Annotated in this window: 17 protein-coding genes; 1 reads left to right on the top strand and 16 read right to left on the bottom strand. The window is 34.0% G+C overall.

Annotated elements, in window-relative coordinates; all coding sequences use genetic code 11:
* Nucleotides 1-104: 104 nt before the first annotated feature.
* The 3 genes from PKK00_13345 to PKK00_13355 are packed head-to-tail and all read right to left on the bottom strand — an operon-like array spanning nt 105 to nt 3,258.
* The gene (locus tag PKK00_13345) at nt 105-1,220 is read right to left on the bottom strand and encodes an efflux RND transporter periplasmic adaptor subunit (GenBank protein HNW99385.1); all 1,116 of its coding nucleotides are present in this window, start codon (nt 1,218-1,220) and stop codon (nt 105-107) included.
* An 11-nt stretch (nt 1,221-1,231) separates the two neighbouring features.
* Nucleotides 1,232-2,644, bottom strand: a complete 1,413-nt coding sequence (locus PKK00_13350; GenBank protein HNW99386.1) for a TolC family protein — start codon at nt 2,642-2,644, stop codon at nt 1,232-1,234.
* Between the two features lie 8 nt (nt 2,645-2,652).
* On the bottom strand, nt 2,653-3,258 hold the full coding sequence (locus PKK00_13355) for a TetR/AcrR family transcriptional regulator (GenBank protein HNW99387.1): 606 nt from the start codon (nt 3,256-3,258) through the stop codon (nt 2,653-2,655).
* Between the two features lie 186 nt (nt 3,259-3,444).
* Here PKK00_13355 and PKK00_13360 point away from each other — a divergent pair, with 186 nt between their 5' ends.
* The gene (locus PKK00_13360; protein HNW99388.1) at nt 3,445-4,080 is read left to right on the top strand and encodes a TetR/AcrR family transcriptional regulator; all 636 of its coding nucleotides are present in this window, start codon (nt 3,445-3,447) and stop codon (nt 4,078-4,080) included.
* A gap of 140 nt (nt 4,081-4,220) precedes the next feature.
* On the opposite strand, the gene PKK00_13365 is transcribed toward PKK00_13360, so the two are convergent.
* The 13 genes from PKK00_13365 to PKK00_13425 form a co-directional block, all read right to left on the bottom strand.
* Nucleotides 4,221-5,186 carry an alpha/beta hydrolase gene (locus PKK00_13365; GenBank protein HNW99389.1) on the bottom strand — a complete coding sequence of 322 codons (966 nt, stop codon included), beginning with the start codon at nt 5,184-5,186 and terminating at the stop codon, nt 4,221-4,223.
* Between the two features lie 50 nt (nt 5,187-5,236).
* Nucleotides 5,237-5,662 carry a hypothetical protein gene (locus PKK00_13370; protein ID HNW99390.1) on the bottom strand — a complete coding sequence of 142 codons (426 nt, stop codon included), beginning with the start codon at nt 5,660-5,662 and terminating at the stop codon, nt 5,237-5,239.
* Between the two features lie 194 nt (nt 5,663-5,856).
* Nucleotides 5,857-7,701, bottom strand: a complete 1,845-nt coding sequence (locus PKK00_13375) for a patatin-like phospholipase family protein (protein ID HNW99391.1) — start codon at nt 7,699-7,701, stop codon at nt 5,857-5,859.
* 252 nt (nt 7,702-7,953) lie between these two features.
* Nucleotides 7,954-10,095 (bottom strand): hypothetical protein, encoded by a 2,142-nt coding sequence (locus PKK00_13380; protein HNW99392.1) that lies wholly within the window; start codon nt 10,093-10,095, stop codon nt 7,954-7,956.
* A 309-nt stretch (nt 10,096-10,404) separates the two neighbouring features.
* Nucleotides 10,405-12,996: a hypothetical protein gene (locus PKK00_13385; GenBank protein HNW99393.1), complete on the bottom strand. Its 2,592-nt coding sequence runs from the start codon at nt 12,994-12,996 to the stop codon at nt 10,405-10,407.
* Complete coding sequence (locus tag PKK00_13390; GenBank protein ID HNW99394.1) at nt 12,990-16,034, bottom strand: baseplate J/gp47 family protein; 3,045 nt, start codon at nt 16,032-16,034, stop codon at nt 12,990-12,992. Before PKK00_13390 ends, PKK00_13385 begins: the two co-directional genes overlap by 7 nt.
* A 138-nt stretch (nt 16,035-16,172) precedes the next feature.
* On the bottom strand, nt 16,173-16,583 hold the full coding sequence (locus PKK00_13395; protein ID HNW99395.1) for a GPW/gp25 family protein: 411 nt from the start codon (nt 16,581-16,583) through the stop codon (nt 16,173-16,175).
* 26 nt (nt 16,584-16,609) lie between these two features.
* Nucleotides 16,610-18,463 (bottom strand): type VI secretion system tip protein VgrG, encoded by a 1,854-nt coding sequence (gene vgrG / locus PKK00_13400; protein ID HNW99396.1) that lies wholly within the window; start codon nt 18,461-18,463, stop codon nt 16,610-16,612.
* 4 nt (nt 18,464-18,467) lie between these two features.
* Nucleotides 18,468-19,160: a hypothetical protein gene (locus PKK00_13405; GenBank protein ID HNW99397.1), complete on the bottom strand. Its 693-nt coding sequence runs from the start codon at nt 19,158-19,160 to the stop codon at nt 18,468-18,470.
* Nucleotides 19,157-19,312: a DUF5908 family protein gene (locus tag PKK00_13410; GenBank protein HNW99398.1), complete on the bottom strand. Its 156-nt coding sequence runs from the start codon at nt 19,310-19,312 to the stop codon at nt 19,157-19,159. The genes PKK00_13405 and PKK00_13410 overlap by 4 nt, the downstream gene beginning before the upstream one ends.
* A 174-nt stretch (nt 19,313-19,486) precedes the next feature.
* Nucleotides 19,487-19,945 (bottom strand): phage tail protein, encoded by a 459-nt coding sequence (locus tag PKK00_13415; GenBank protein ID HNW99399.1) that lies wholly within the window; start codon nt 19,943-19,945, stop codon nt 19,487-19,489.
* A 10-nt stretch (nt 19,946-19,955) separates the two neighbouring features.
* Nucleotides 19,956-20,390, bottom strand: a complete 435-nt coding sequence (locus PKK00_13420) for a phage tail protein (GenBank protein HNW99400.1) — start codon at nt 20,388-20,390, stop codon at nt 19,956-19,958.
* Between the two features lie 149 nt (nt 20,391-20,539).
* The coding region (locus tag PKK00_13425; protein HNW99401.1) for a phage tail sheath C-terminal domain-containing protein at nt 20,540-22,402 on the bottom strand (1,863 nt) is incomplete at its 5' end.

Here is a 22,402-nt window from a genome sequence, read left to right on the forward strand (position 1 = left end):
TCTTTAGACTTCATAAACTTTTTGCTTAGTCCCCAGAAAATTTATGTGACCCATTTTTACCTTCTTCATAATAATTCAATTACATTTTATAAATACTGTTGCAATTAAAATTTTAATGTCTGACCATCATCCAGGTTCTGATATCCGGAAGTGATCAGTTTATCGCCTTCTTTAAGCCCATCCAAAACTTCAGTATAGCCATTATAATTTTGACCGATTTTTATTTTAACTTTTTTTGCTACATACTTGTCGCTTTCCTTAACTGCTATATAAACATAATTCTCATCTTCCACTTTCTGAATAACATTTACCGGAATAGAAAATGCAGAATCAACATGATAATCATTTATTTTTATTATAGCTATCATATTTGCCCTGTATGTTTCATCGCTGTTGTCCAGTTTAACTTCAACTGTAAACGTTCTGTTAACAACATCAATAAATTTACTCGAGAAAGAAATTTTTGAAGTAACTTCTTTATTAAGATCGGGGAATTTTACTATGACTTCATTTCCTGATTTTAATTTTGAAGCATATGCTTCAGCTACATCAGCTGACACTTTTACTTTTGAAAGATTAACCACCTGGAATGCCGTAGTATATCCGGGTGTAACCATTTGTCCTACTTTAATTGGAATTTCTTCTATTGTACCATTTATCGGAGAAACGATCTTCGACATCGCAATCTGTTCTTTTAATGTTTTAATACTATTTTCAACTGTTTCTTTATTATTTTTTGCAGTAAGATATTGTACTTCCGAACCAATCTTTTGATCCCACAATCTTTTTTGCTTGTTGTATATGTTTGTAACAAAGGTCAATGATGAATCAAGTGTTGCCAGAGATTGTTTCAGCACGGCATCATCAAGTTGAGCAAGAACCTGTCCTTTTGTAACTATATCTCCTTCCTTCACATTTATCGCTGTAACCACGCCAACATTTTTAGGACTTACCGCGATGTTTTCATCTCCGTCAATTTTACCTTGTACTTCCAGGTAATGGTTGAATTCATCTTTTTTCAAATCGGTAATAACAACTTCGGTAATTTTATCTTTTCCGGTTCCTGTACCTTCCTCTTTGGCTATTTCATTTTCAAGATTTTTGATTTGTTCAGCGATCTCTTGATATTGCTTTTTTAATTTTTCGAGCTTGGATTTTTTGTCCGTACTACAAGAGATGATAAATAATCCGGCAATTGCAATTAATAAAATCTTTTTCATAATAATATATTTTATTTTAATAATTTTTCTAATTCTGATTTTGCTGTTGTAAGTTCAATTATTGAAGTATAGTATTCTGACTGTGCCTGTAAATACTGGTTTTGAGATACAGTAAGTTCCATGCTGCCAATGATACCTTCCTGGTATTTAACCAGGCTTTTATTATAAATTTTTTCTGCTAAAATCACATTTTGTTTTTTTGTAATATAGGTATTCAGCGCTGTTGTGTATTTTGATTTTGCATTGATAAATGTTGTCTGCAACCCCAATGATACCTGTTGTTTTAAGTTCCTGACTTTTTCCAGCCCGATCTTAGCCTGTTGAATTTTTGCTATTTTCATTCCGCTGCCAAAAATCGGGATGTTCATACTTACACCAACTAAATTAGGAGGTGTAAATGAAAATGACTTATCATTAAAATTTTCCTGGTGTGAATAAAAAGCTACTACATCGGGTAACAACGCTGATTTCTGAAGTTTTAAATTTAATCCCGATAATTTTTCCTGTGTTTCCATTAATTTATAATTCACATTATTCTCTACTTTAAAATCTTTTAAAGTAAGTCCTGCCAGGTCTGAAGTTTCAAGTAATGAATTTAAATTATCAGTAAGAACAATTGTCTTGCTAAGCTCAATCCCCATCTGGTATTTTAATAAATTTTTCACCACTTCAAGCTGACGGGTTATCATATCGCGGGTATTTTTGATAGTGCTTAAAGTAAGCTGCATCTGGTCAACATCGGTTTCTTCAACCAGCCCTTCAGCATTCATGCTTTTTATGTACGTATATAATTTTTCAGTGTTAGAATATATCGTATCCAAAATATTTTTATTTTCCTGTGCAATCAAAACAAGGTAGTATGCATTTGAAACTTCTTCAACTGCATCTATATTTGATTTGGTAATACTAATTTCAGAAAATTCTTTATAAATCTTTGCTGTCTGCAATCCGACAAGATATGCACCGTTAAAAATTATTTCGGATACAGTAATATCATATGTCAAACCCCATTTCATATCGTTTTCAGTAACCGTTTCGGAACTGGCATTTGCTTTACTGATACTGTCGAGTTTAGTAAGTACAGGTATATTTCCTGTATTATATGCAAGCGATCCAAGCATGCCATAAATCTGACCAAAGTTTTCACCAAATGAATTAAATTGTTCTATGGTTGGTGATAGTGTAATCATATATGAATATGATAAAGTTGAATTCACTTGCGGTAAGCCAATAGTAGTGGTTTCCCATATTTTCTTTTTAGCGATTTCCAAATCGAGATTTGCATTTTTTATTACCGGGCTGTTTTGCATTGTATATTCCAATGCCTGTGATAAAGAAAATGACATTACGCTATCTTTAGCATTTTGAGCTATAGAACCGCTAATTAAGAAATAAAATAAAATTATGATACACGTCTTTTTCATATTCGATATTATTGTCGTTCGTCAATATTAAGTTTCTTCTCCAGGTACTCTATACCTTTTTTATTTGCAATTCCCCTGATGTGATATATGAATAATTCTTTAAAAATGTTTTCAAATGAAAAATTTTTCTCTTGCATTTTTTCAAAAAGTTTAGTCATTTCTATTCTGAAAAGATACAAGTGAGCAATAATATCAACATCAAGATTACTCCTATACAGTCCTTCTTTTATTCCCTGTAACATATTACTTTTAGTCAATTCATAAACAAGCTCCATTCGGTTCATGATCGTTTTTGACCATATTTCCGGATAATATTTCTGCAGATCGAAAGTAACTGAAGTATTAGCTTGTTTCAGCATTTGTGTAAGATAACGACTCATCTGCAAAAGGTTCTCTATTGCATTATTTGTATTATCTTCTAATTTATTAAGCCCTTCCATTAACATATTCATATAATGACTAACAACCTTTTGTACCAGGTCATCTTTATCTTTAAAATATTGATAAAGGGTTTTTTTTGAAATTCCCAGCTCCTTCGCAACATCATCCATAGTAACACTACGAATGCCGTATTTCATATAAAGCTGTGAGATTTTTAATATTACTTCTTCCATCAATTTTTTATTTGAGTGGACAAATTTATATAAAATAAACCAAGGAAACAAATTTAATACAAATAGTTTCCTTGGTTTTTTTGATACATTATTATATATTTTTCTCATTTTCTATTAGAAAAAATCATATTAAGAAAGAAAATTTAATATTTTTGACACTCCAAACATAATTTCATTATACTTAATATGGCAAGAAGCAACGACATTAAGCAAAGAACAATAAAAGCTGCACGTGAACTTTTCTTCCAGCAGGATTATACTCATGTTTCAATTAATGATATCATAAAAAAAGCTGATATCAGCAAGAAAACACTTTACCGTTATTTTGAATGTAAAGATGATATCCTGATTGAAGTGGTAGATGATTTCACATATAAACTTACAAGCAGCATAAATGAATTTTTAATGAGGGAGGATATTGAATTCCCTGAAAAATTAAAAATTATTTTTACAAACACCGCTGTAGCGCTTTCAAAAATTTCACCATGCTTTATGAATAATATCAGGTACTCATCGCCTGAGGCATGGAAAAAAGTTACATCTTACAAAAGAGATATTTCTAAAATGTGCTTTTCATTCCTGATGGATGAAGGAATAAAGAAAGGACATATTTCAAAAAATATCAATAAAGATATTGCATTGATAACATTCCTCTCAGCTGTGGAAAGCTTATTCGATCCAAGCTTCCTGGATCAACTTCCAAAAGATATGGTAGCACGCATCCCCCGTTCGCCAAAAGATCTTTTCGATGGTATTGTTAAAGTAATTTATGAAGGTATTTTATCCGAAGAAGCGAAAAAGAAATATCTTTATAATGTTTAATATCAACTGGGTTTTCCCGGGAAAGGTTATTTTATACTTTGGCTATTCGAGTTTGCAAAAAAAGCAACCTCGAACGCTCAGCCTGCCTTGCCGTCCAGGTAGGTATAACTGAATCTAAGCATTTTTGCTTTACAAATCTGCTAAGATTCTGTATATTTAAGCTCTTTAATAAAAGAAATCATCTCTTTTACAAATATTTTATTTAGAGGCAATTTAGGATTACTATATATAGTGGTCATTTGTTTTTGTTTGTCTATAAAATCACAATCTTTCAAAACATGATTCATATTTTTAATGATTATTTTCTTTGCAGCAGGATTAGCTGTCGACAATAAATTTGCTTCTGATTCGGAAACCTGTATGTCTGTTGAGCCCTGAAGGATCAATACAGGTACCGTTATTTTTTTTATCTCTTCCTGCGGGTTGTATTTCATCCATGAAATCATATAAGGTTGTATGCTTGGCCTGAATAAACTATATAAATATTTTGGGACGTTTGTAAGCGTATCACCTTTTTTTAATGTATCCATCATCGGGAAAGCCAAATCTTTTAGTGATTGTGGCTGTAATGCCAATTGCTCTTTCAAAATTTCGTCTATTGAACGAGCTGCACCCGATATGGAAATATAAGCATTAACCTTAGGATTATCAACAGATGCAACCATACCTATCAGCGAACCCTCGCTATGCCCTGCAATAATTATTTTGTTGAATCTATTGTCTTTTGATAAAAATTCGATCCATGCTTTTACATCATCAATATAATTTTCGAAACGCATGTTCTTTTCTTTGAACGTTGTGTCTTTGCTTTCACCAATTCCGCGCTTATCAAAACGAACAGATGCAATTCCGTTTTTCTGAAGTTTTTCAGCAATTAATTTATATGAATTTGTATTCACCCCTAACAACGGACTGTTACCGTTCCTGTCGGTTGGACCGGAGCCTGCAATGATCAATACAACAGGAATATTATTTTTATTTTTGGGTAAAGTCAAAGTTCCTTTTATTTCGCCTTTTAAAGTCTTAAGTATAATTGGCTCTTCCTGCGAAAATCCATTTGTAATAGTAAAAAAACTTAAAATTGTAAATAATAAAATTGATTTCATCTGAACAAAAATTATAATGTGTAAAATTTTTATTTTATCAGGGATGTTTTTTAACCCTTATAAGTATATATGAATGCCAATAGGAATGGCAAAGTTATCAATATTGAAATGATTAATGGTTTCCATATTTTCTTTTTTCCATAATTATTATCCATTGGAAAATATTTTTTATAAAAATATTCCGTTAAAATAAGTCCACCGGCAACGTTGCAAAAAAAGCTCAATGATGACATAGGTTGAGCAGGGATATTTACGATGAACATCGACAACAACGTATACAAAATTGAAAATATCAAAACAATATTTGCTTCTTTCTTTTTACCAATGTCGTTAAGGTTTTGCATTAAAAGTACACCACCAAATATTGAAGTAAAAAAAACTGAAAATCCAAAAATTGTTCCCTTAGAATAAATAGGTGTATTGCTTTCGGGAGTATCTGTTGAGTTTTCATCAAGCTCTTTATTTTCGTTTTCCATAATATAAAATTCGGATTTTGATTTTGCAATCGGTATAAAACATCAAAAGTAGAATGTTTATACAATTAAATAAAGAAATTTTTTTTAATAATTTTAAATAAAAAAAAATAAGGGAAACTAGTTTAGATGAATTGACATAGAGTATAAGCTATTGACGCATCATTTGATTACTTTAAACAGATCAATAATCGATACTATTTATCTTCTTCAAGCAACCCGCGTTTTTCCATATCTGCAATTACGGAATCAATAAAGCTTTTTGCAGCAACTTTTTTCCCTACAGATATTCCTATTCCCAGGTAAGTATATAATGCCAATTTTGATAATACGCTTGTTACAGGACGTAAAGGCGACGACTTTTTCCTCAGGCGTTCAAGCACAGGGCTGATTTCTTTTTTATATAAAGGATTCTCACCGTTTTTAATATTGAAAAATACGGCGCCGAATCGCTTGATCATTTTTTTTCTTAAACTTAACAGGTAACTCAGTTTTACTTTTGGATAAGGGAATTCTGTTTCTTTTTCAGGTTTTATTATTTTGTATTTACCTGTTGCTTCATCTTTAACTACGCGAATATCGGGGATTATAGGAAGAAAGATATTTCCGTCGTTTTCGCTTTTAATTTCAAAATCTTTTTCCATTCCATCGTAGCCGAATACGATTATCGGATTTTTTACATTTACCGGCACACTGAAAAAACGTTGTAAAAATTTCTGACAATTTCTTCTGCCAAGCATGAAATCATGAACACGGAATTTTTTACTGAAGAAACCGCCAAAACCGCCAAGTGCCCCACAGGCAATACTATATTCTTCGGTTTTACCTTTTGATGAACGAATAGGCGAAATCATAAAGCGGGTATAATTTTCTTCGCTGAATGCTTCTCTTATCTGATCTGTTTTCAACATCAACTGCTGACGCATTGCGCCTAAAAGTGATGCAGCTGCAAATTTAATTGCAATCAATGGAAAATAATTCGGATCGGGGCCATCGCTATAATTTGGAAAAGGGTCAATCATTAAAAGTGTAGTATCGAACTTATCGGAAGATTTATTAAACACATATTTTTCGGCGGCTTCTTTTCCCTGGACTTTTTCAATTTCTGCTCTTCTTCTGTTTTCAAGAATTTTTTCGGTAAGTTCAAAAGGTTCATTATTAATAACGCCTCCATCAACATTTACATTCTCGTAATCGGACAATGGGTTTACGATAACATCTTTATGGTTATCATCTCTCAGCAATGGATTATCGTTAATAAATTTCGGATCGCGTTTTATAACCCTTGGGATAAGACCAACAGGAAATGCGCCGGTAGCCATGGCAGCATTAATCAGCAAATCTTTATTTAACCCATCCTCATCCTTAAAATGTAACGGTATTTTCCCGTCATTATGATACTTGCCTGTTTCATTAAGCTGAAAATGCATGATATCTTTATGCATTGTCATCCAATAATTGCTTTCACCTAAAGCTGTAGTAAAATTTAATTTATAATTATATCCCCGTAAATTTGTAATAGTGGTAAGCAATTCCATATCATCGGCAAAATAAGGTCGCTTAAAGTTTGTGTCTTTAACAACATTATTTATAGTGCGATTGGCAATCACATCAATAAAATCGGAATTGAAACCTGACTTCACTTCTTTACAGGGATTCTTTTCTTTATTTTTTATATCACCTATGCTAAGCATCTGGTTCATCATATCGTTACCATGCTTTTCTGTAAGATTCACCCATGAATTGAACAAAGGATTTTTTTTACCTTCATCACCTTCGTAATTTTTCTGACTGATATGAGGAAAATCATTTTGTATTGAAGCCGCTGTAATAGCAGCAGTCATGCCACCTGCAGAAGCTCCGCTTAATACTTCAATACATACATCATGTATAGGAACACCGGGCAAATTTAGTTCTTTTGCTTTCTGCCAGTTTTCCAATGCTTCCATTAAATAATCAATAACTCCGGCTGTGTATGCACCTGCAGAAACTGCACCTGCCATACAAACGCCAATACGAAACGTGTTTTTATCAGTTGACATGATTAATTTTTTTGGTGATGTTATAAAATAAAAAGAGAGCGGACACTAGGACCACTCTCATAAAGTAAACTAGAATAAAAATAGAATCTCTCTATTGATAGACGTAGACGATTTTCCATATCTGCCCCCATATACAACGTTGCTACAATCACCTTTCGGTTATCGCATCATAGTAATAAAAAACATTATGAACTTTCGTCATAACAAAAATAAAATTTTTATTAATATGAAGAACGTTTTGTAAAAAAAAAATTAAAAAATTCTGTCTTTATTTACACTATAAAAATAAGGCAATGCAAAATCGGCAATAACATTCTTGCCATCATGCAATAAAATAAATGTACCGCCTTTATACACTCCGCCAAGATATTCCAATCCTTTAATTTCCGATAATGAAATCTCATTTAAAGGTTCTGACTTTGTATATAATCCAACCAAATCATCTCGCAAATCAAAGATTTTATATTCATTGATATGATTTTTTATAAAGTCGTACGAACCAGCTGTAGCCGAGTTTGTAGTTGTTGTAGCCTCGCCAGTTGTGGCTGCTTTAACTTTTGTAGTCTTATATGATTTGGAATTGAACTCAGGAGAAATAATAAGGTTGCAATATGCATTCACATCGTCCAATACTTTTTTAACATTAGGGACATCACGATAAGATGTCTGTGTGAAGGTTTGTTTTATTTTGTCGAGATTTACAGCAATATTCGATAATACTTTATCACTTCCCTGTTTTTTTATCTCTTCGTTTACTGCTTCAACAAATAATTTATATTTATCAGTAAATAGTTCAAAATTGTTTTTAAATCCCTGCCATGCCTGGTTTGTAATATCAACTTTCAATAATTGCACCGGGATATCCAATTGTTTAACCAGGTTACTCAGGTAATCATAAGTTTTATTAATTGATAGCCCCAAGTGCCCCTCGATCCTGTAGAAAGGATAATCATTGAGGTTGAGTATAAACTCTGTTTTATAATTTTCAGGTTTCGATAAATCGCTCCAGTAATAATTATAAACCATATCGAGCGATGAGTCCAGGTCATGTGCATGCCAGTTTTGAAGTAGCGAATCGTTTCTTTGTAATTCCAGAATGTGATAATAATATGGGATCGAACGGTTGCCAAGTTTTTCTGAAAAGCCTTTACAGGGAATTATTTTTATACATTTCGAAACATCTTTTATTTCTGATACTTTAGTGTTCTCAAAGATTATTTTTATGTTTTCTAAAAATTTTCTTGTAAATGAGTAATTCGATTTTATCAGTTCAGCGATTAAAGCGGATAATTTTTTCCCCGGAATGAATTGCTTAAAGAGCGCGGCAATCCTCAGATACAACTTTGCCAAAATAATTTTATCGGCATTGTACTGCTCATTATTTTCTGTTTCAGTAAAAGTATACCTGTAAATATCATTCTGCACATATGGAATAGCGCCAAGTACAAGCAAAAGGTCTTTTCGCGACGCAGAAGAAAAAGTATATTTATGAATAAAATTATTATATGCATTTACGAATTCATTCACCGCTGCCTGAATATCATTAAAAGAAGAAAGATAATATATCATAAAATCGCCGGAAATGGATTTATGAAATATTTTCAATGCGTTTTTCAATTGCGTGTTCTCATGAGGCAACAGTGTGGAAACTTCTTCAGTGGTATGTTTTAAAAAATTTTCAAGCAAATTCATATTGACATCAACCAATGTTTGTGTAGCTTTATTAAAAGCAGTAACACTTTTTATTTCGGAGATATGTGAAAGTTTTTGAATTTTCAAATAATTCAATTCGGAATAGTATGAATTAATTTTCTCAAGCACTGATAAATCCATCAGTACCGGGCGATAAATAATATTATCGTACGAGCTGTTTATGTTGCAATCGCTGGGATTACAGTTAAACGAAGTTTCTCTTAATAAATCCACCACGAGAGCCAATCCGTATTTTGAAAATTCGGATTGCGGGATATTAATTGATTTAACTATATCGCTGTTGGGAATTATTTTTTTCGATTTAATTTCATCAGCAGTAAAAAGCAAATATTTAATTCCTGAAAAAGAATTATATATTTTTTTCTCAGCATTCAATATATCGCTATCAGCAATATAATCGGAATATAGCACCATATATTCATAGGCAACCGCTTTAGGGAATGAAACCGAATAGCCATCAGAAGTTACGCCAAACCCGGGATTCACAGTAACCTTGGTAAGTTTGCTGCTTGCATTTATTGTGTTGTCAAAATCCAGCCCGCTGATAATTCCGCTACCAATCATTTTTGAACGGGTTAATCGTTCCTGTTCTTCGACATAAGAAAATGAATTGTTTAAATCTTCGCTGGTCAGGAATTGACTTGTCCGGTAATATGGATATTTAAATATTTTCTGTTCCATTTTAAAAAAATGTTTGTTGTTTTGTTATTGAGTTTTTTCTAAAGTTTGTCCTATTATTACTGTTCGTGCTTATTGAGTTCTTAGTTTGATTCACTACTTTTTAATTTTATTTTTTATTTTACTTGTCAGTCTTCGATGAACTCAGACTGACCGATGAACTCAGACTGACCGATGAACTCAGACTGGCAAGTTTTATTAATTAATTTATACCGATACGGAACAGATTTGCATTTTTCTTATTTTGTTCCTATCGGTATAACTCGTTCTAATCAAATTTGCTTTTGCATTCTTAATAAGAACGATTACATATTATGGTTTTTTCTTTTTTATTGTTTTTGTTTTTGTAATAACTGTTGCTTTTGTTGTTTTCTTTTTAAGTGTTGGTAAAACCACTTCCCCTTCAAACGCCCAGTTCTGGTTACTGCCTCCTGCAAGAGCAGTGTTATCCAATATTACAGGAGTTTGTTTTACATTACCTGAAATAAAATCAAAAGGTTCATCCAATATTGATGGAGGATACATATTATTTAATGACGACAATGTTGCTACTGCATCGTTCAATGCTTTTTTATATGCAGAAATAATGGTCTTCACATTTTTATTCCCGGGGCTGAAAAGTTTATTCAATTGTGTGATGAAAGCTTCATAATTTGTTTCCATTTCAAACATTTGTCTTGGATTTATCCAGCAAATTTTTAATGCCACATGAGCGGGCATTTCAGTACGGATCTTTTGTTCCACAAAACGTCTGAACTCCATTCTCCCTGAAATATTAAGCCATCCGGGAACTACAACTGTAGCTTTCATGGAATACGGATCTTTAATGATTTTGTCAATGTTGGCATCAAAAATATTTCCATAATACAGTTTCAGGAATTCCTGTTTGGGACTTATAGTATCGCTGTATAATGGGCGGAAAAGAATATGTTCATAAATATGCAACCCGAAAGTTTTATTAAAATCTTCTTTGCTGTTGTTTTTAAAAATAATCTTATCAGGATTATCCGTTACAATTTCGGGCGCTAATAAACGGTTCACATTATTGGCATTTACTCCCAAAGCCTTGCTGATCCGGAATTCGAGCATGTTATAATTCCGCATGGAAAGAGGATGTGTATAATCAATAGCATGTGAACGATTGCCACTTATTTCGGGATAATGTTTTAAAAAATCTTTTTTATCGTGAATGATTTCATTGTTTCCCGGTTGAGAATATGACGAGCCTTCGGAATCCTGTATAAATTTAAAAATCGTATAATCAACAAATTTTTCATTGAAACGCGCCAGCAAATTATCGAGCAAGCGGTTGCGCCTGTCTTTCTCTAAATGTTCGGGCTCAAGAATTTGTAACTGGTATTTGCTGTAATCGGACAATAATTTATCGAAATCATAAATTTCAGAATCAGTCAACTGTTTATAATGATAGGTAGGCTCGGCTTCTTTATCGCGCCAGGAAAGAAGGTTTTTAACATCATTAAGTTGCGCCAGGTAATCGGCGAGCAGCTGATCGAAAAATAAAAGATATGCTTTTAATTGTAAACGCTGTGCTTTACGCAAATCGCTTTCACTATCCGAAATTCCTTCCCTGCCTACCATGTATGCTTTCGGAAATTCATCCTGTATGGAAATATAATTATCCAGCTCACGATTGTTTCCTGTTGGTAATGGCAGATCATTTACAAAACCTTCCGGCTCTTCCGAAAAATCAATCACATCGGTAATCCTGTATTTTTTTTCCGGCGTAGCAAGAAAATAAATCATCCCTTTACGGAAAATAATTTTATTCAACCTGTCAGCCGGTTCATCATTGATATCAAAACTAAAACGGAAAGATGAAGTTTTTTCATTATTCAGATGCAGACACGATTTATTAATATTTTCGCTGTTATCATCGTTGTATTTGTTGGTGAACTGAATACTGCGGATATTCAGCACTCCGTCAATATCCATAATAATATTTATCAGGTCGGAAGTGTGAAGTACTTTTTTACGATCAAAGGCATCGAGCTCATCATAATCAATAAAACCCCTTGTTACCGGGCTTCCCTGAAATATCTGTTCAATGGTTTTTCCTTTATCGAGCAGTTGCTGATATGTATAAAGCTTAATAGAAGGATTTACATATTCATAAATTCTTTTGTAAATTTCCAATAGAACTTCTTCTTCTTTCGCGTTTGGTTTTAATTCAATATCGCTGCAAATGCCTACAGGGACTTCATTCAGGATAGTGATTTCATCAAAGTCTTCGCAAATATTACGATGACTCATCAGGATACTTTGAATATAGTTCTTATAACATTCCTTATAGTTTTCGGAGTTAACAGGCAACTTAATATTTTTCTTGTACGCTTTTAGCGTTTCAAAAATATCTTCATGAACTTCTTTGATCACTTTATAATCTTCCAGTTCAATTTTTACTTTATAAAGTCCTTTTAACTTGAGTGCACCCTGTGAATTTGCGCTGACAAAAACATTGGTATTTGTTTTTGAGTCAAAACCGATGGCAGGAGTATACACTTCGTTATCTTCGGTTTCAAACCAAATATTTCTTACGCCGGGAACTTTATCAATGATGAGTTTCCTGAAATCGTTAATTGTAATAGGATGTGAAGTAAGAATTTTATCAGCGGAGTAAAAAGCATTTTTCATTTCAGGACCTTTAGCTCCGGCAGGTGTAAGTATATCCTGGATATCAAATGATGTACGGTATCCCAGATCGGTTAATGCGTAACATAATAATTCAAGAATAGTAACACCCGGATCATGTACGTTGTAATCGGTCCAGTATTTTCTGCCAAGTTTTTGAATATAATCTAACCCGTAGCTTCGAAGCAGATTATAATCTTCGGCTTCAATCCTTGCAGGATTTTTTTCTATAGTATAATCTTCGCTTGCTAACATATTCCTTCGGTACTTATTTTATGATTTTCTGATGATGTAAGAATTATATTTTCTTTTGAACCGCTAATGGCTTCACTACATTCTACAGAATTATTCTTCACTTCAAAAGTTGATATATAATCAATGTAAGGTCGTTCTTCAATAAAATTAATTATCTGCGATTTGTATATTGTTCCACCAAATGAAGGAACCTTTTCACTGTTGTTCATCCAGGGTGCAATGAATGATTTTATATCTTCATTCAGTTGATTGGCATAATATGTTTTATCATCGTAACCACTTGCCAGTTTTACATCACATTTAATGGTGAGCCTTTCATATTCGGGGCTGTTGACATTGATTGTTACAAACGGCGAAACATAAGCAGAAAGAAAAGTTTTAACTTCTTCAATCAATGATTTGCTTACACGCGGCTGCAACGGGTTTTTCTGATTTATTTTTGTTGTATCGGGAAGTAAAATGATATACACATTTCCGGGTGAATATTCAAACTCCGTATCGGTATGAGGTATACATTTAACCTTTAAAATAGAAGGAAAATATTCCAGTATCAATCTTTCGTAATCCCAAATATTCCATGAGCGGTCTTTATGCCGTAACCGTTCACTGATACGGGTATAAAAATTCTCATTTATTTCTTTTGCTCTTCCACCATAGGAATTATAAGGTTGAGAAACTTTTTTAATTCCTGTGATTTTTTTATCAAGTTTGGTAATTGTATTTGCAGCAATTCCATTTTCAAGATGTGAAGTTTCATTATCACAATTATCGAAAACCGCTTCCACAGCCTGTGTACAAACATTATCAAGTGCAGGAAAAGCATCACTGTCATATGGAACAATTGCTTTTAGCCATATCAGTCCATCAGGCATTACATAATGTTTACTGATAGCATTGGAATTCAAATTAAATTTTATTATTCCCGAACCGGAGAATCTTTGAGTTGAATCCTGCAACAGGTCGCTGTTCTCGAACTTTATCCATGTATCATTATAAAGATAATACCACTTGGGTTTATTATCGTCGGTAATGGTTTTATCAAAATTCCCGGAATTATTTTCCATGCGGAAATACAAACTTACTGTTTCGGCGCTTTGAATATTGCCAAGCCCAATGAGTAACTGCCCTTCATCGTCAAATGCTGGAACCAGCGATTCGGGGTTAGTTAATTTTTCATTTCCGAAAGGATGAATTTGAAATACCTGGTTTTCGCAGTAATCAATTTTTGCTGATGATGTATATTCAATATTCAGACTATTGAACTCAGGAGTATAAGGCTGTTCGGGAATTGCATAATTGCTTACAAATTTCCCTTCCATGTTTAACAAAGCCACAGCAAATAATTTTGAAAATTTACTATGACCGAAATCATAACCCAGTTCAATTTTTATAAATCCCGATTTAATGCTATGGTCAAATGAAACCGGTGTATCGTATGAAAACGCACCCGAAAGTTGCTCGTCTAAACTTTCTGTTTTAAAAACATTATGATTGTCTTTTCGCTGCAACATCATATCCCGCGAAGGGTCATAACGGACATCCGTAGCATAATCATTGCCTTTATTCAATTTTAAAGGTTTCCATTTTCCATTATCGAGAATAGAGACTTTACCGGGAGGATGACCGGGAGTAAAATCATCGAATTGATGTATATTGAAATATTTTTTCCTGTCTTCTATACTACCCGGGAAAAGTGAAGCAAGTGCATCGTTATATGTGTGATAATGTTTATCAATACGTCCGGGCAGACCTTTCCAGCTTAATGCAATATTAAATGAACGCAGGTATTTATTAAAAATATCATTGCTCCCGATATATAAAACCGATTTGTTTTTTACCGGCTGTGTGCCGAAAGGCAGGAATGGCTTGGTATTATCAACCACTCCCAAATCGTTTTGCATCAACAGGTTTTTTGCTCCGCTTACCTGGACAATAATATTTTTTATTTTTTCGGAAGTTATCGAATTAAAAGTATGATATGAATCATTTATATATGCTGCTTCATTTTTTAGAGTAAACCGAATTACAGGATGAGTCGTATTCAGTCCTGCCAAATGCACGTCTTCGCTGTATGGTAACACTGCAGGCAAACCTGTACCAATCTTTATTAAAAGGTAAAAAGGACTATTTTTTTCATCGGTATAATTATCATTAGCTTCCAGCTTTGCTTCGGTCCATCCTTTTTCAGATGTGTATTCAACAGTCAATCCTTCCGTATTGATTGAACTGACATTATTGAATTCTACTGTTATCCTTCGTTTTCCTTCTTTAAGGTTTAATACAGGTGAAGCGATTGCAAAACCAATATTTGCTTTTGTGTTTTGATTTGCATCGGAACCAAATGGCAGCCATCCTGCTGCAATTCCGTTTTCAATTACAGCGTTGTCAGTAGGCGCATCTGTTGAAGCATATATACCTAAAATTTTTGATGCGGAATTTTTCTTAACATAAATACTTTTCAATGATTCAACCTTTGCTTTGTTAACGACTAAATCATTTTCGGTTTTATAATAAAGTGTTTTCCCGTTTGCATCTTTGCCAGCAATTAAATCTGTTCCGGCAGAAACCATTACCTGTCCGGAATTTTTTTCTGTTTCAAAAATTACTGCAACTTTATCGGCTTCTTCATCACGAAGCTTGAGTTGTAAAATATTCTGGTAATAAAAATTTAAATGTTTTTCGGTTAATGTATTCAGGTTTTCCTGGGCAATATTGAATATTCGTAAAAATGCCAGAAACAAAGCAAGATGTGGTGATGTAGATGCTTTTGTCTCTAATTCTTCAATGGTAGTGAATTTAACTTTCTTCGTGGTGTAATCATAAATTTCTTCAAAAAAGTTTTGCCAGTTACCGTCTTCAATATTCAGGTCGTTACAGTATTTAACATACTTTGCATATTCGGCTGATTGCTTTACCAAATCGGTAAGCGAGCGTTCATCCAGTTTGATGTAATCGCTTTTCAAAGCATCGGGAAAACGCTCGGACTGATATGTTCCTTCTCTTTTTAAAGGATGTGGTATCTTGATACCATTGCTCATATTATGTGTTTTCTATTATTTAATTTAATTTTATTTAGTGCCTGAAGTTTATAAAGTTATTTGATTATTGAGTTATTTGTTTTCGTTTTTCACTTTTAATTTTTCACTCTTAACTTTATTTTTTTCTAAGTACTATTTTTATTTCACTAACGTTCCTTCTTCCAGATAAAATGGATAAACCAAATTATGTCTTGTATTTGTAGCCCTTATAGTGTATTTCACTTCAATTAAAATATTGCCTTCTTCTGCTAGTGCCGATAAAATAACGTCATCCGGTTTTACGCGGGGTTCATAATAAAAAATAGAAGTAAATACCAGGTCTTTGATATACGTTTTCAAAGCTGTATCAATAGGTTCAAAAAGAAGCACATCTAAATTACAGCCGTATTTAGGTTGCATCAGTCGTTCGCCAACCCTAGTTGCCAGCAAAACTTCAAGACTGTTCTTTATGTCTTCTTCATCAGAAATTGTTTTTACCGTTTTTTCTGTTTTCGAAAACTGCGGAGGAAAACTCCATCCGGTACCTAAAAAAGAATTTATTTCATCCATAAATTTATTGTCTCAATTTTTTAAACCTACCACACATTTCCTGCACCAGGCGTATAGCTGGCCGATATAATGCTTGTTGCCTGCAACACATTTGATTTAAGAATTCCTGATGCCGATACCATTGCTGCATCCATCTGTACCTGTGCTGCACTAATTTTAAGTTGCGCTCCCTGAAGTTCGATACTCCCCGGACTCATGATTTTTATTCCTGAAGATGTTAATGAAACTTCGCTCCCGCTTATATTTTGTAATTTTAATCCATTTGAATCAAGCGTAACTTTATTATAGTTTTTATCTTCCAGCTTAATTCCATTTGTATCAAGCGTGATCTTATTTCCGCTCTGATCTTCTATCAATATTTTCTGATCTTCTTCGCTGATGTTGATTTTATTCCCGTTCGGAGTTTCAATGGCAACACTTTTTTTATCATCATCGAATTCCATTTTCATTTGCTCGCGGGTATAAATACCTTTGATATTATTTGCATCTTCGGCAGTAACCGGAGCCGGAAGCGCGCTGCTGTTAAGCATTCCAAGTACCACTGCACACCCAGGGTTATCATCAATAAATCCTACAATGACTTCATCATCAATTTCGGGACGGAAAAAAGTTCCCCGATTATTTCCTGCATCAAGCGTTGAAACCCTTGCCCAGAAAGTATTATCGCTGTCGGTAATTATTGGTAATTTGATGAGTATACGATGCTCACCTAAAGGGTCATCCTGTAACTGCATTACTTTTCCTATCTGCAACCCATGTATAGCCGGTAATAATCCGTTAGCTTTACGATCAATAATATTATCAAATCGTTCTGCAAATGTTTTATTATCCAGACCAAACTGGATATTTGTTATCCAATGCCCTCCGTTAATTGCATGGCTGACAGCCGAAACAAGAGTTTTGCCATTAAACCTGTCGCCTACTCCCGTAAGTTCTATCACATCACCGGGATTAATATCAGCATAACCGATAGATTTAACCCGTCCTCTTATTCTTGAAAAATTATTTTTTTGAATTAATGATTCTGTGAACTTATCAATTTCACCATTGTCCTTTAAAGCAGAATTAATATTTACATTATATTGCTCCTGACTTAGCGCTGTAGCAATATTGGAAGCTGTTATATTTCCCTGTTCTATTTCATTACTTTCGCCAGATTGCTGAATCTCGGTTAATTCCTGGCTGGAATAATCCCACGATGTGGCTTTATAATTCTGGAATGATGTACGTGCATCCATTTCCGCTTCAAATTCAAGAATAGATGAACCATAGGAAAGTGTAAGTTTTGCATCAGCAGAAATATCAGGTTTTTTTACTACTATTTTATCATCATGAGTAAAAACAAGACCCGAATTGGCTTCTGCACGCATATTGATAAAATCCCAGTCGCTGCAATTAAATTGCATCAGTGATTCATGAGATACATCCGTAGGATCAACATCTTTATCTAAACCGTATTTATCAATTATTTCTTCAATAATTTCGCTATCCGATTTTTCATTGAAAACTATATTGTTTCTTGTTAAAGCGCTTTTGTACGCTTTATTTTTTAAAGTAATATTAAGTAACGAGCCTTCGTTCCGCATTACTTTAATTCCATGCTTAACAATGACACCCTTAAAAATTGTTGAATCCTCGCCCTGATATCCGGCTTGGATCTCAACATTCTTTCCTACAATAAAATCATCGGTATTGCTTATTTCAAAATCTTCGGATGAAACGTTTCCGTCCAGAATATTTATTTCTGCCTGTGTAATCTTATTATATTCCTTGGTAACAGAAATATTCATTACCTGGTAAGTCGAATTGATTTCAGCGCCTTCAACTAAAATTTTGAAAGTGGGAACATCGTGTATTGCCGCTATAGGAACTACTGGCATTATTTTAATTGCTTAATGGAGGAAAATAAATTTCCGTACCGGTTTCAATTTTTCGAAAATTATTCAGATTGTTTTTTGCTGCAACATCCAGATAATAGTCATTATTCTTATAAATCTTATTTGCAACAGAAATCAATTTTTCGTTTTGTTTGATAACTCTTTTATGAGTCATGTCAGGCGAATTCTTGCTGTTGATCATTTCACTCAATTCCTGATCCAGGGCGCTGGCAAACGTGCAATTTATTTTTGCACGTATAGGTTTACCGGCAGGAGTAAAAAGATTATATGTAATATTTACATCTTTCAAAACGCATTTCAGCAGAACAGCTCCATATTTAATCATAACGTAATCGGGGCGGTGTTCATCTGATTTATAATGGTAAATCACATTTAATAATTTTACCACTTCTTCGGGAACATCAACAACTGCTTCGCCTGTAGCTCCTGTACCATCAATTACAAAATCAAAAACATAATTCTGTGGTTTGATGCTCACAAAATTCATTTCGCTTGAAGTTGAGCCCGGCGCCTGACTTTCCGAGCGCTCTACCTGTAGTTTTAATGAAAGCGTATTTGGGTTGAACATCACTGAATATTCACCTGCATCCTTATCCTCTTCAGTAAAAGCGTTGTCCTTATATGCTTTGAAAGTAAGCTTGGTGAGTTTACCGGTAAATATGTCGTCAAGAATGCTCATCGTTCATTTTTGTTTTTAATTATTTTAGTCAGCTCATCAACTACTTTTTGATATTTTGCCGAATCGCAACATGATGATGAAGTTTGCTGTGTACCGGAATTATTATTATTCACTTCCGCGCGAATGACAAGTTCATTTATTTGAATAGGCATATTTATTTTTATTTGTTAAAATGAGATCTAATGTTTGGTTATATGTTGTAAGGTTGGGCTGCTGGTTTGGTTTATAGTAAATAGTTATTAGTTAAGGTTTAATAAACACCATTTACTATCAACTTCTGACTAAACTAGCTGCTCAACCATATAACCATTGACCATTATAAAATTTTAAATTAAGTTCATTTGTTTCGAATATTTATAAGCCAGTTCAAGAGTTTCAACTACTACTGAATTATCCTGGGCTTTCAAATCGGTAACTTGAATTTTTACCGGGTAAGCCGAATAAAAAATCCAGTTTTTTACCGGGATGTGGGTTTCATTCAGTAATGAAACGATTACTGTACAAGGACTGAATTCCATATTATAGATTGCATCTTCCACCCATTTTGTCAATATGGAAGGCAATGGAGACAAAGCCCTTTTAAGAACAAGGTTCGGAAATTTTGCTTTAACAGGAAGTTTGTGAGTATACCTGTTTTCGCCACCTTCAGCAAGTTCTTCAACTGTAAGTTCTGCCGACAATCCGGTAACTTCATGGAAACGCGAATCTATTTCAGCTCCGAGCATTTCAATAAAAGTTACCTTAAAATGAAACCCTACAAGCGGATACCTTTCAATAAAAGCCATTTTATAAAACTTATGAACGTTCTACAGAAATGCCTTCATGAGCCAGCTCCAAAGTTTCTATTGAAACTTCATTTCCTGTTGCTTTTAATGAACCACCATCAACCTTTACCGGGAATGCATTACGCACTTTCCATGTAATAACCGGTTCATGTTTTTCATTAAGCAAAGAAATAGTAATATCTCGGCGTTCAATAGTATTCAGTTGATGGGTATTCCACCATGTAAAAAATTCATTGTCGCCTTGCATAGCACCACGTTTCAGCGTGATGTTCCCATACTTCTGCATACCCGGCATTTTTACTGTTGAATAATCAGGACTTAAACCATCGCGATATTCAATAACCTGTGTTTCCACGTTAAGACCGGAAACTTCTGAGAAACTGATATTGGTACCACCCCATTCTACTCTGAAATGAAATACTGGTAATGGATATTTTGTTGCCATATTATTTTGATTTTTTTTAAGTTCTTATTATGATTTTTATTCTCCTGCCGCTAAGGCTCAAAGTCCTAAAATTTCACGAAATCTGATTTTAAATTATTCCTAATTCGTGAGTCTTCGTTCCTTAGAGCCTTTGTGGCGATTAATTATTTTTATGATTCCTGTAATTTATGAGAGAAACGTAAGATTATGAATTCGGCAGGACGTACAGCAGCCATGCCAATTTCAATGATCATGCGGCCTTCAAGAATATCCTGTGCGGTCATGGTTAATCCAAGACCAACATTTACATAATATGCATGTTCAGGTTTTGCGCCTGCCAATGCGCCTCTGCGCCATAAGTTGTTCAGGAAGCTATCCAATTGTCCGCGAACTCTTGCCCATGTGTTTGCATCATTCGGTTCAAACACAGCCCAGCCTGTTGATTTCTTAGAACTCTCTTCAACAAAATTAAAGAAGCGGCGAACAGGAACATAACGCCATTCATTATCATTACCTGCCAATGTGCGTGAACCCCATACCAGAATACCTTTTCCGGTAAACGTACGTATTGCATTAACTGACTTACCTGCATTCGGGTCGATGTTCATGTTTTCCTGAATAGAATCATTTATAAATTCAGAAACACCATTCACTGAGCTTACACTAACATTTGCCGGGGCTTTCCATACGCCACGGTCGCGGTCAACTGCTGAATAAATACCTGCAATAGCGCCACTCGGAGGGAGTAATGTAGCTTTTGAATTCAACACGCTCAAAATATTATTATAGAAAGGAATATAAGGAATGATAGCTTTTTCATAAGTATCTTCATAACCTATGCCTGTCTGCTGAATCAATGAAAGACTATTCTTAATTGCATAGAAAACATCTATCTCTGCTTTACCTGTTAACGGGTCAGTTACAGGAACAACATAAGAAGTAAAATCAAAACTACCGCTTTTAAATTTTCCTTTATAGGTAGTATAATTTGTTGTGCTTAGAAAAATAAGTTTATCAATAATTTTTGAAGTGATGATGTTTGTTGAAACCACACTTACTGCTGATGCAAGAAATTCACTGTTGGTAATAAGTTTTGTTTTCACCATAGCATCGGAATTCGTGGCTAACATACCATCTATTTGCAACAACAGATTCCATAACCTCAGGTTTTGATTTGCTGTTGACAATGCTTTGAAATCACTTTCATTTAACAACGCGGTAACTGTAGCGCTGAATTCACTATCAATATTATTGTTATCTGTAATGACCTGTTCCAGTGAAACAATGCGGTCTTTAATCTTCACGCCATTTTCGTCAACATCGGTATCCGTTAAATAATTCTTTATTGTAATTTCTGAATTGATATCTTCAAAATGGAATGTTTTTGTATAAGTTGTTGAAAGATATGGATGATAAACTGCGCCATATTTCAGGTAGTTCATTCCTACATTATTTCTGAAAGCTTCAATATCTTCAGAAAGAGAATTCTCTTCTTTAATATCCATAATGGTGAAACGGTCGCCTAATGTAGCGCACTGCATTAATGCTGCCTGTTGTAATGCGCCAAGCTGAGCAACATCAAGACCAACAGCATCAGGGAATAATATTAAAGTAGGTTCATCATATTTTTTCAAAACATCAAGCCCAGCTTTAAATTTTGTGTTATCGGCAAAAAGAGTTGCTTCGGTTTCATCATAAGTTCCAACAGAAATAATATAACATGCACCACCGCCATTATCATAGAACAAACGGATGCTATCGTATAAAACAAACTTGCTGTTCGATAATGAGCAACTATCGGCAACAGGCATATTATTACTGTCAAGAACAATTGCGCTTGGAGTATATGTTGGACCTATTCCGAAATATTGTTCATATTCCAGTAAGCTGGTGATACGAGTTGGTATTTCATTCAGATCGCCGTCGAGAATTTTTTTTGCCATTTCAGTAAACCCTATAAATGCCGGGATTGCTGTTTCAACTTCGGCTACTGATGGAGGGAATTTTACGATTTCTTCTACATAAACTCCCGG

This window comes from Bacteroidales bacterium, from assembly GCA_035353855.1.
Classification (GTDB): Bacteria; Bacteroidota; Bacteroidia; order Bacteroidales; family CG2-30-32-10; genus DAOQAK01.

Excerpts from the sequence above, each read along its gene's own strand:
- PKK00_13375 (HNW99391.1), bottom strand. The coding sequence starts at position 7,701 with ATGTCAACTGATAAAAACACGTTTCGTATTGGCGTTTGTATGGCAGGT.
- PKK00_13350 (HNW99386.1), bottom strand. The coding sequence starts at position 2,644 with ATGAAAAAGACGTGTATCATAATTTTATTTTATTTCTTAATTAGCGGT.
- PKK00_13410 (HNW99398.1), bottom strand. The coding sequence starts at position 19,312 with ATGCCTATTCAAATAAATGAACTTGTCATTCGCGCGGAAGTGAATAAT.
- PKK00_13385 (HNW99393.1), bottom strand. The coding sequence starts at position 12,996 with ATGTTAGCAAGCGAAGATTATACTATAGAAAAAAATCCTGCAAGGATT.
- PKK00_13390 (HNW99394.1), bottom strand. The coding sequence starts at position 16,034 with ATGAGCAATGGTATCAAGATACCACATCCTTTAAAAAGAGAAGGAACA.
- PKK00_13370 (HNW99390.1), bottom strand. The coding sequence starts at position 5,662 with ATGGAAAACGAAAATAAAGAGCTTGATGAAAACTCAACAGATACTCCC.
- PKK00_13365 (HNW99389.1), bottom strand. The coding sequence starts at position 5,186 with ATGAAATCAATTTTATTATTTACAATTTTAAGTTTTTTTACTATTACA.
- PKK00_13415 (HNW99399.1), bottom strand. The coding sequence starts at position 19,945 with ATGGCTTTTATTGAAAGGTATCCGCTTGTAGGGTTTCATTTTAAGGTA.
- PKK00_13345 (HNW99385.1), bottom strand. The coding sequence starts at position 1,220 with ATGAAAAAGATTTTATTAATTGCAATTGCCGGATTATTTATCATCTCT.
- PKK00_13380 (HNW99392.1), bottom strand. The coding sequence starts at position 10,095 with ATGGAACAGAAAATATTTAAATATCCATATTACCGGACAAGTCAATTC.
- vgrG (HNW99396.1), bottom strand. The coding sequence starts at position 18,463 with ATGCCAGTAGTTCCTATAGCGGCAATACACGATGTTCCCACTTTCAAA.
- PKK00_13420 (HNW99400.1), bottom strand. The coding sequence starts at position 20,390 with ATGGCAACAAAATATCCATTACCAGTATTTCATTTCAGAGTAGAATGG.
- PKK00_13355 (HNW99387.1), bottom strand. The coding sequence starts at position 3,258 with ATGGAAGAAGTAATATTAAAAATCTCACAGCTTTATATGAAATACGGC.
- PKK00_13405 (HNW99397.1), bottom strand. The coding sequence starts at position 19,160 with ATGAGCATTCTTGACGACATATTTACCGGTAAACTCACCAAGCTTACT.
- PKK00_13395 (HNW99395.1), bottom strand. The coding sequence starts at position 16,583 with ATGGATGAAATAAATTCTTTTTTAGGTACCGGATGGAGTTTTCCTCCG.
- PKK00_13360 (HNW99388.1), top strand. The coding sequence starts at position 3,445 with ATGGCAAGAAGCAACGACATTAAGCAAAGAACAATAAAAGCTGCACGT.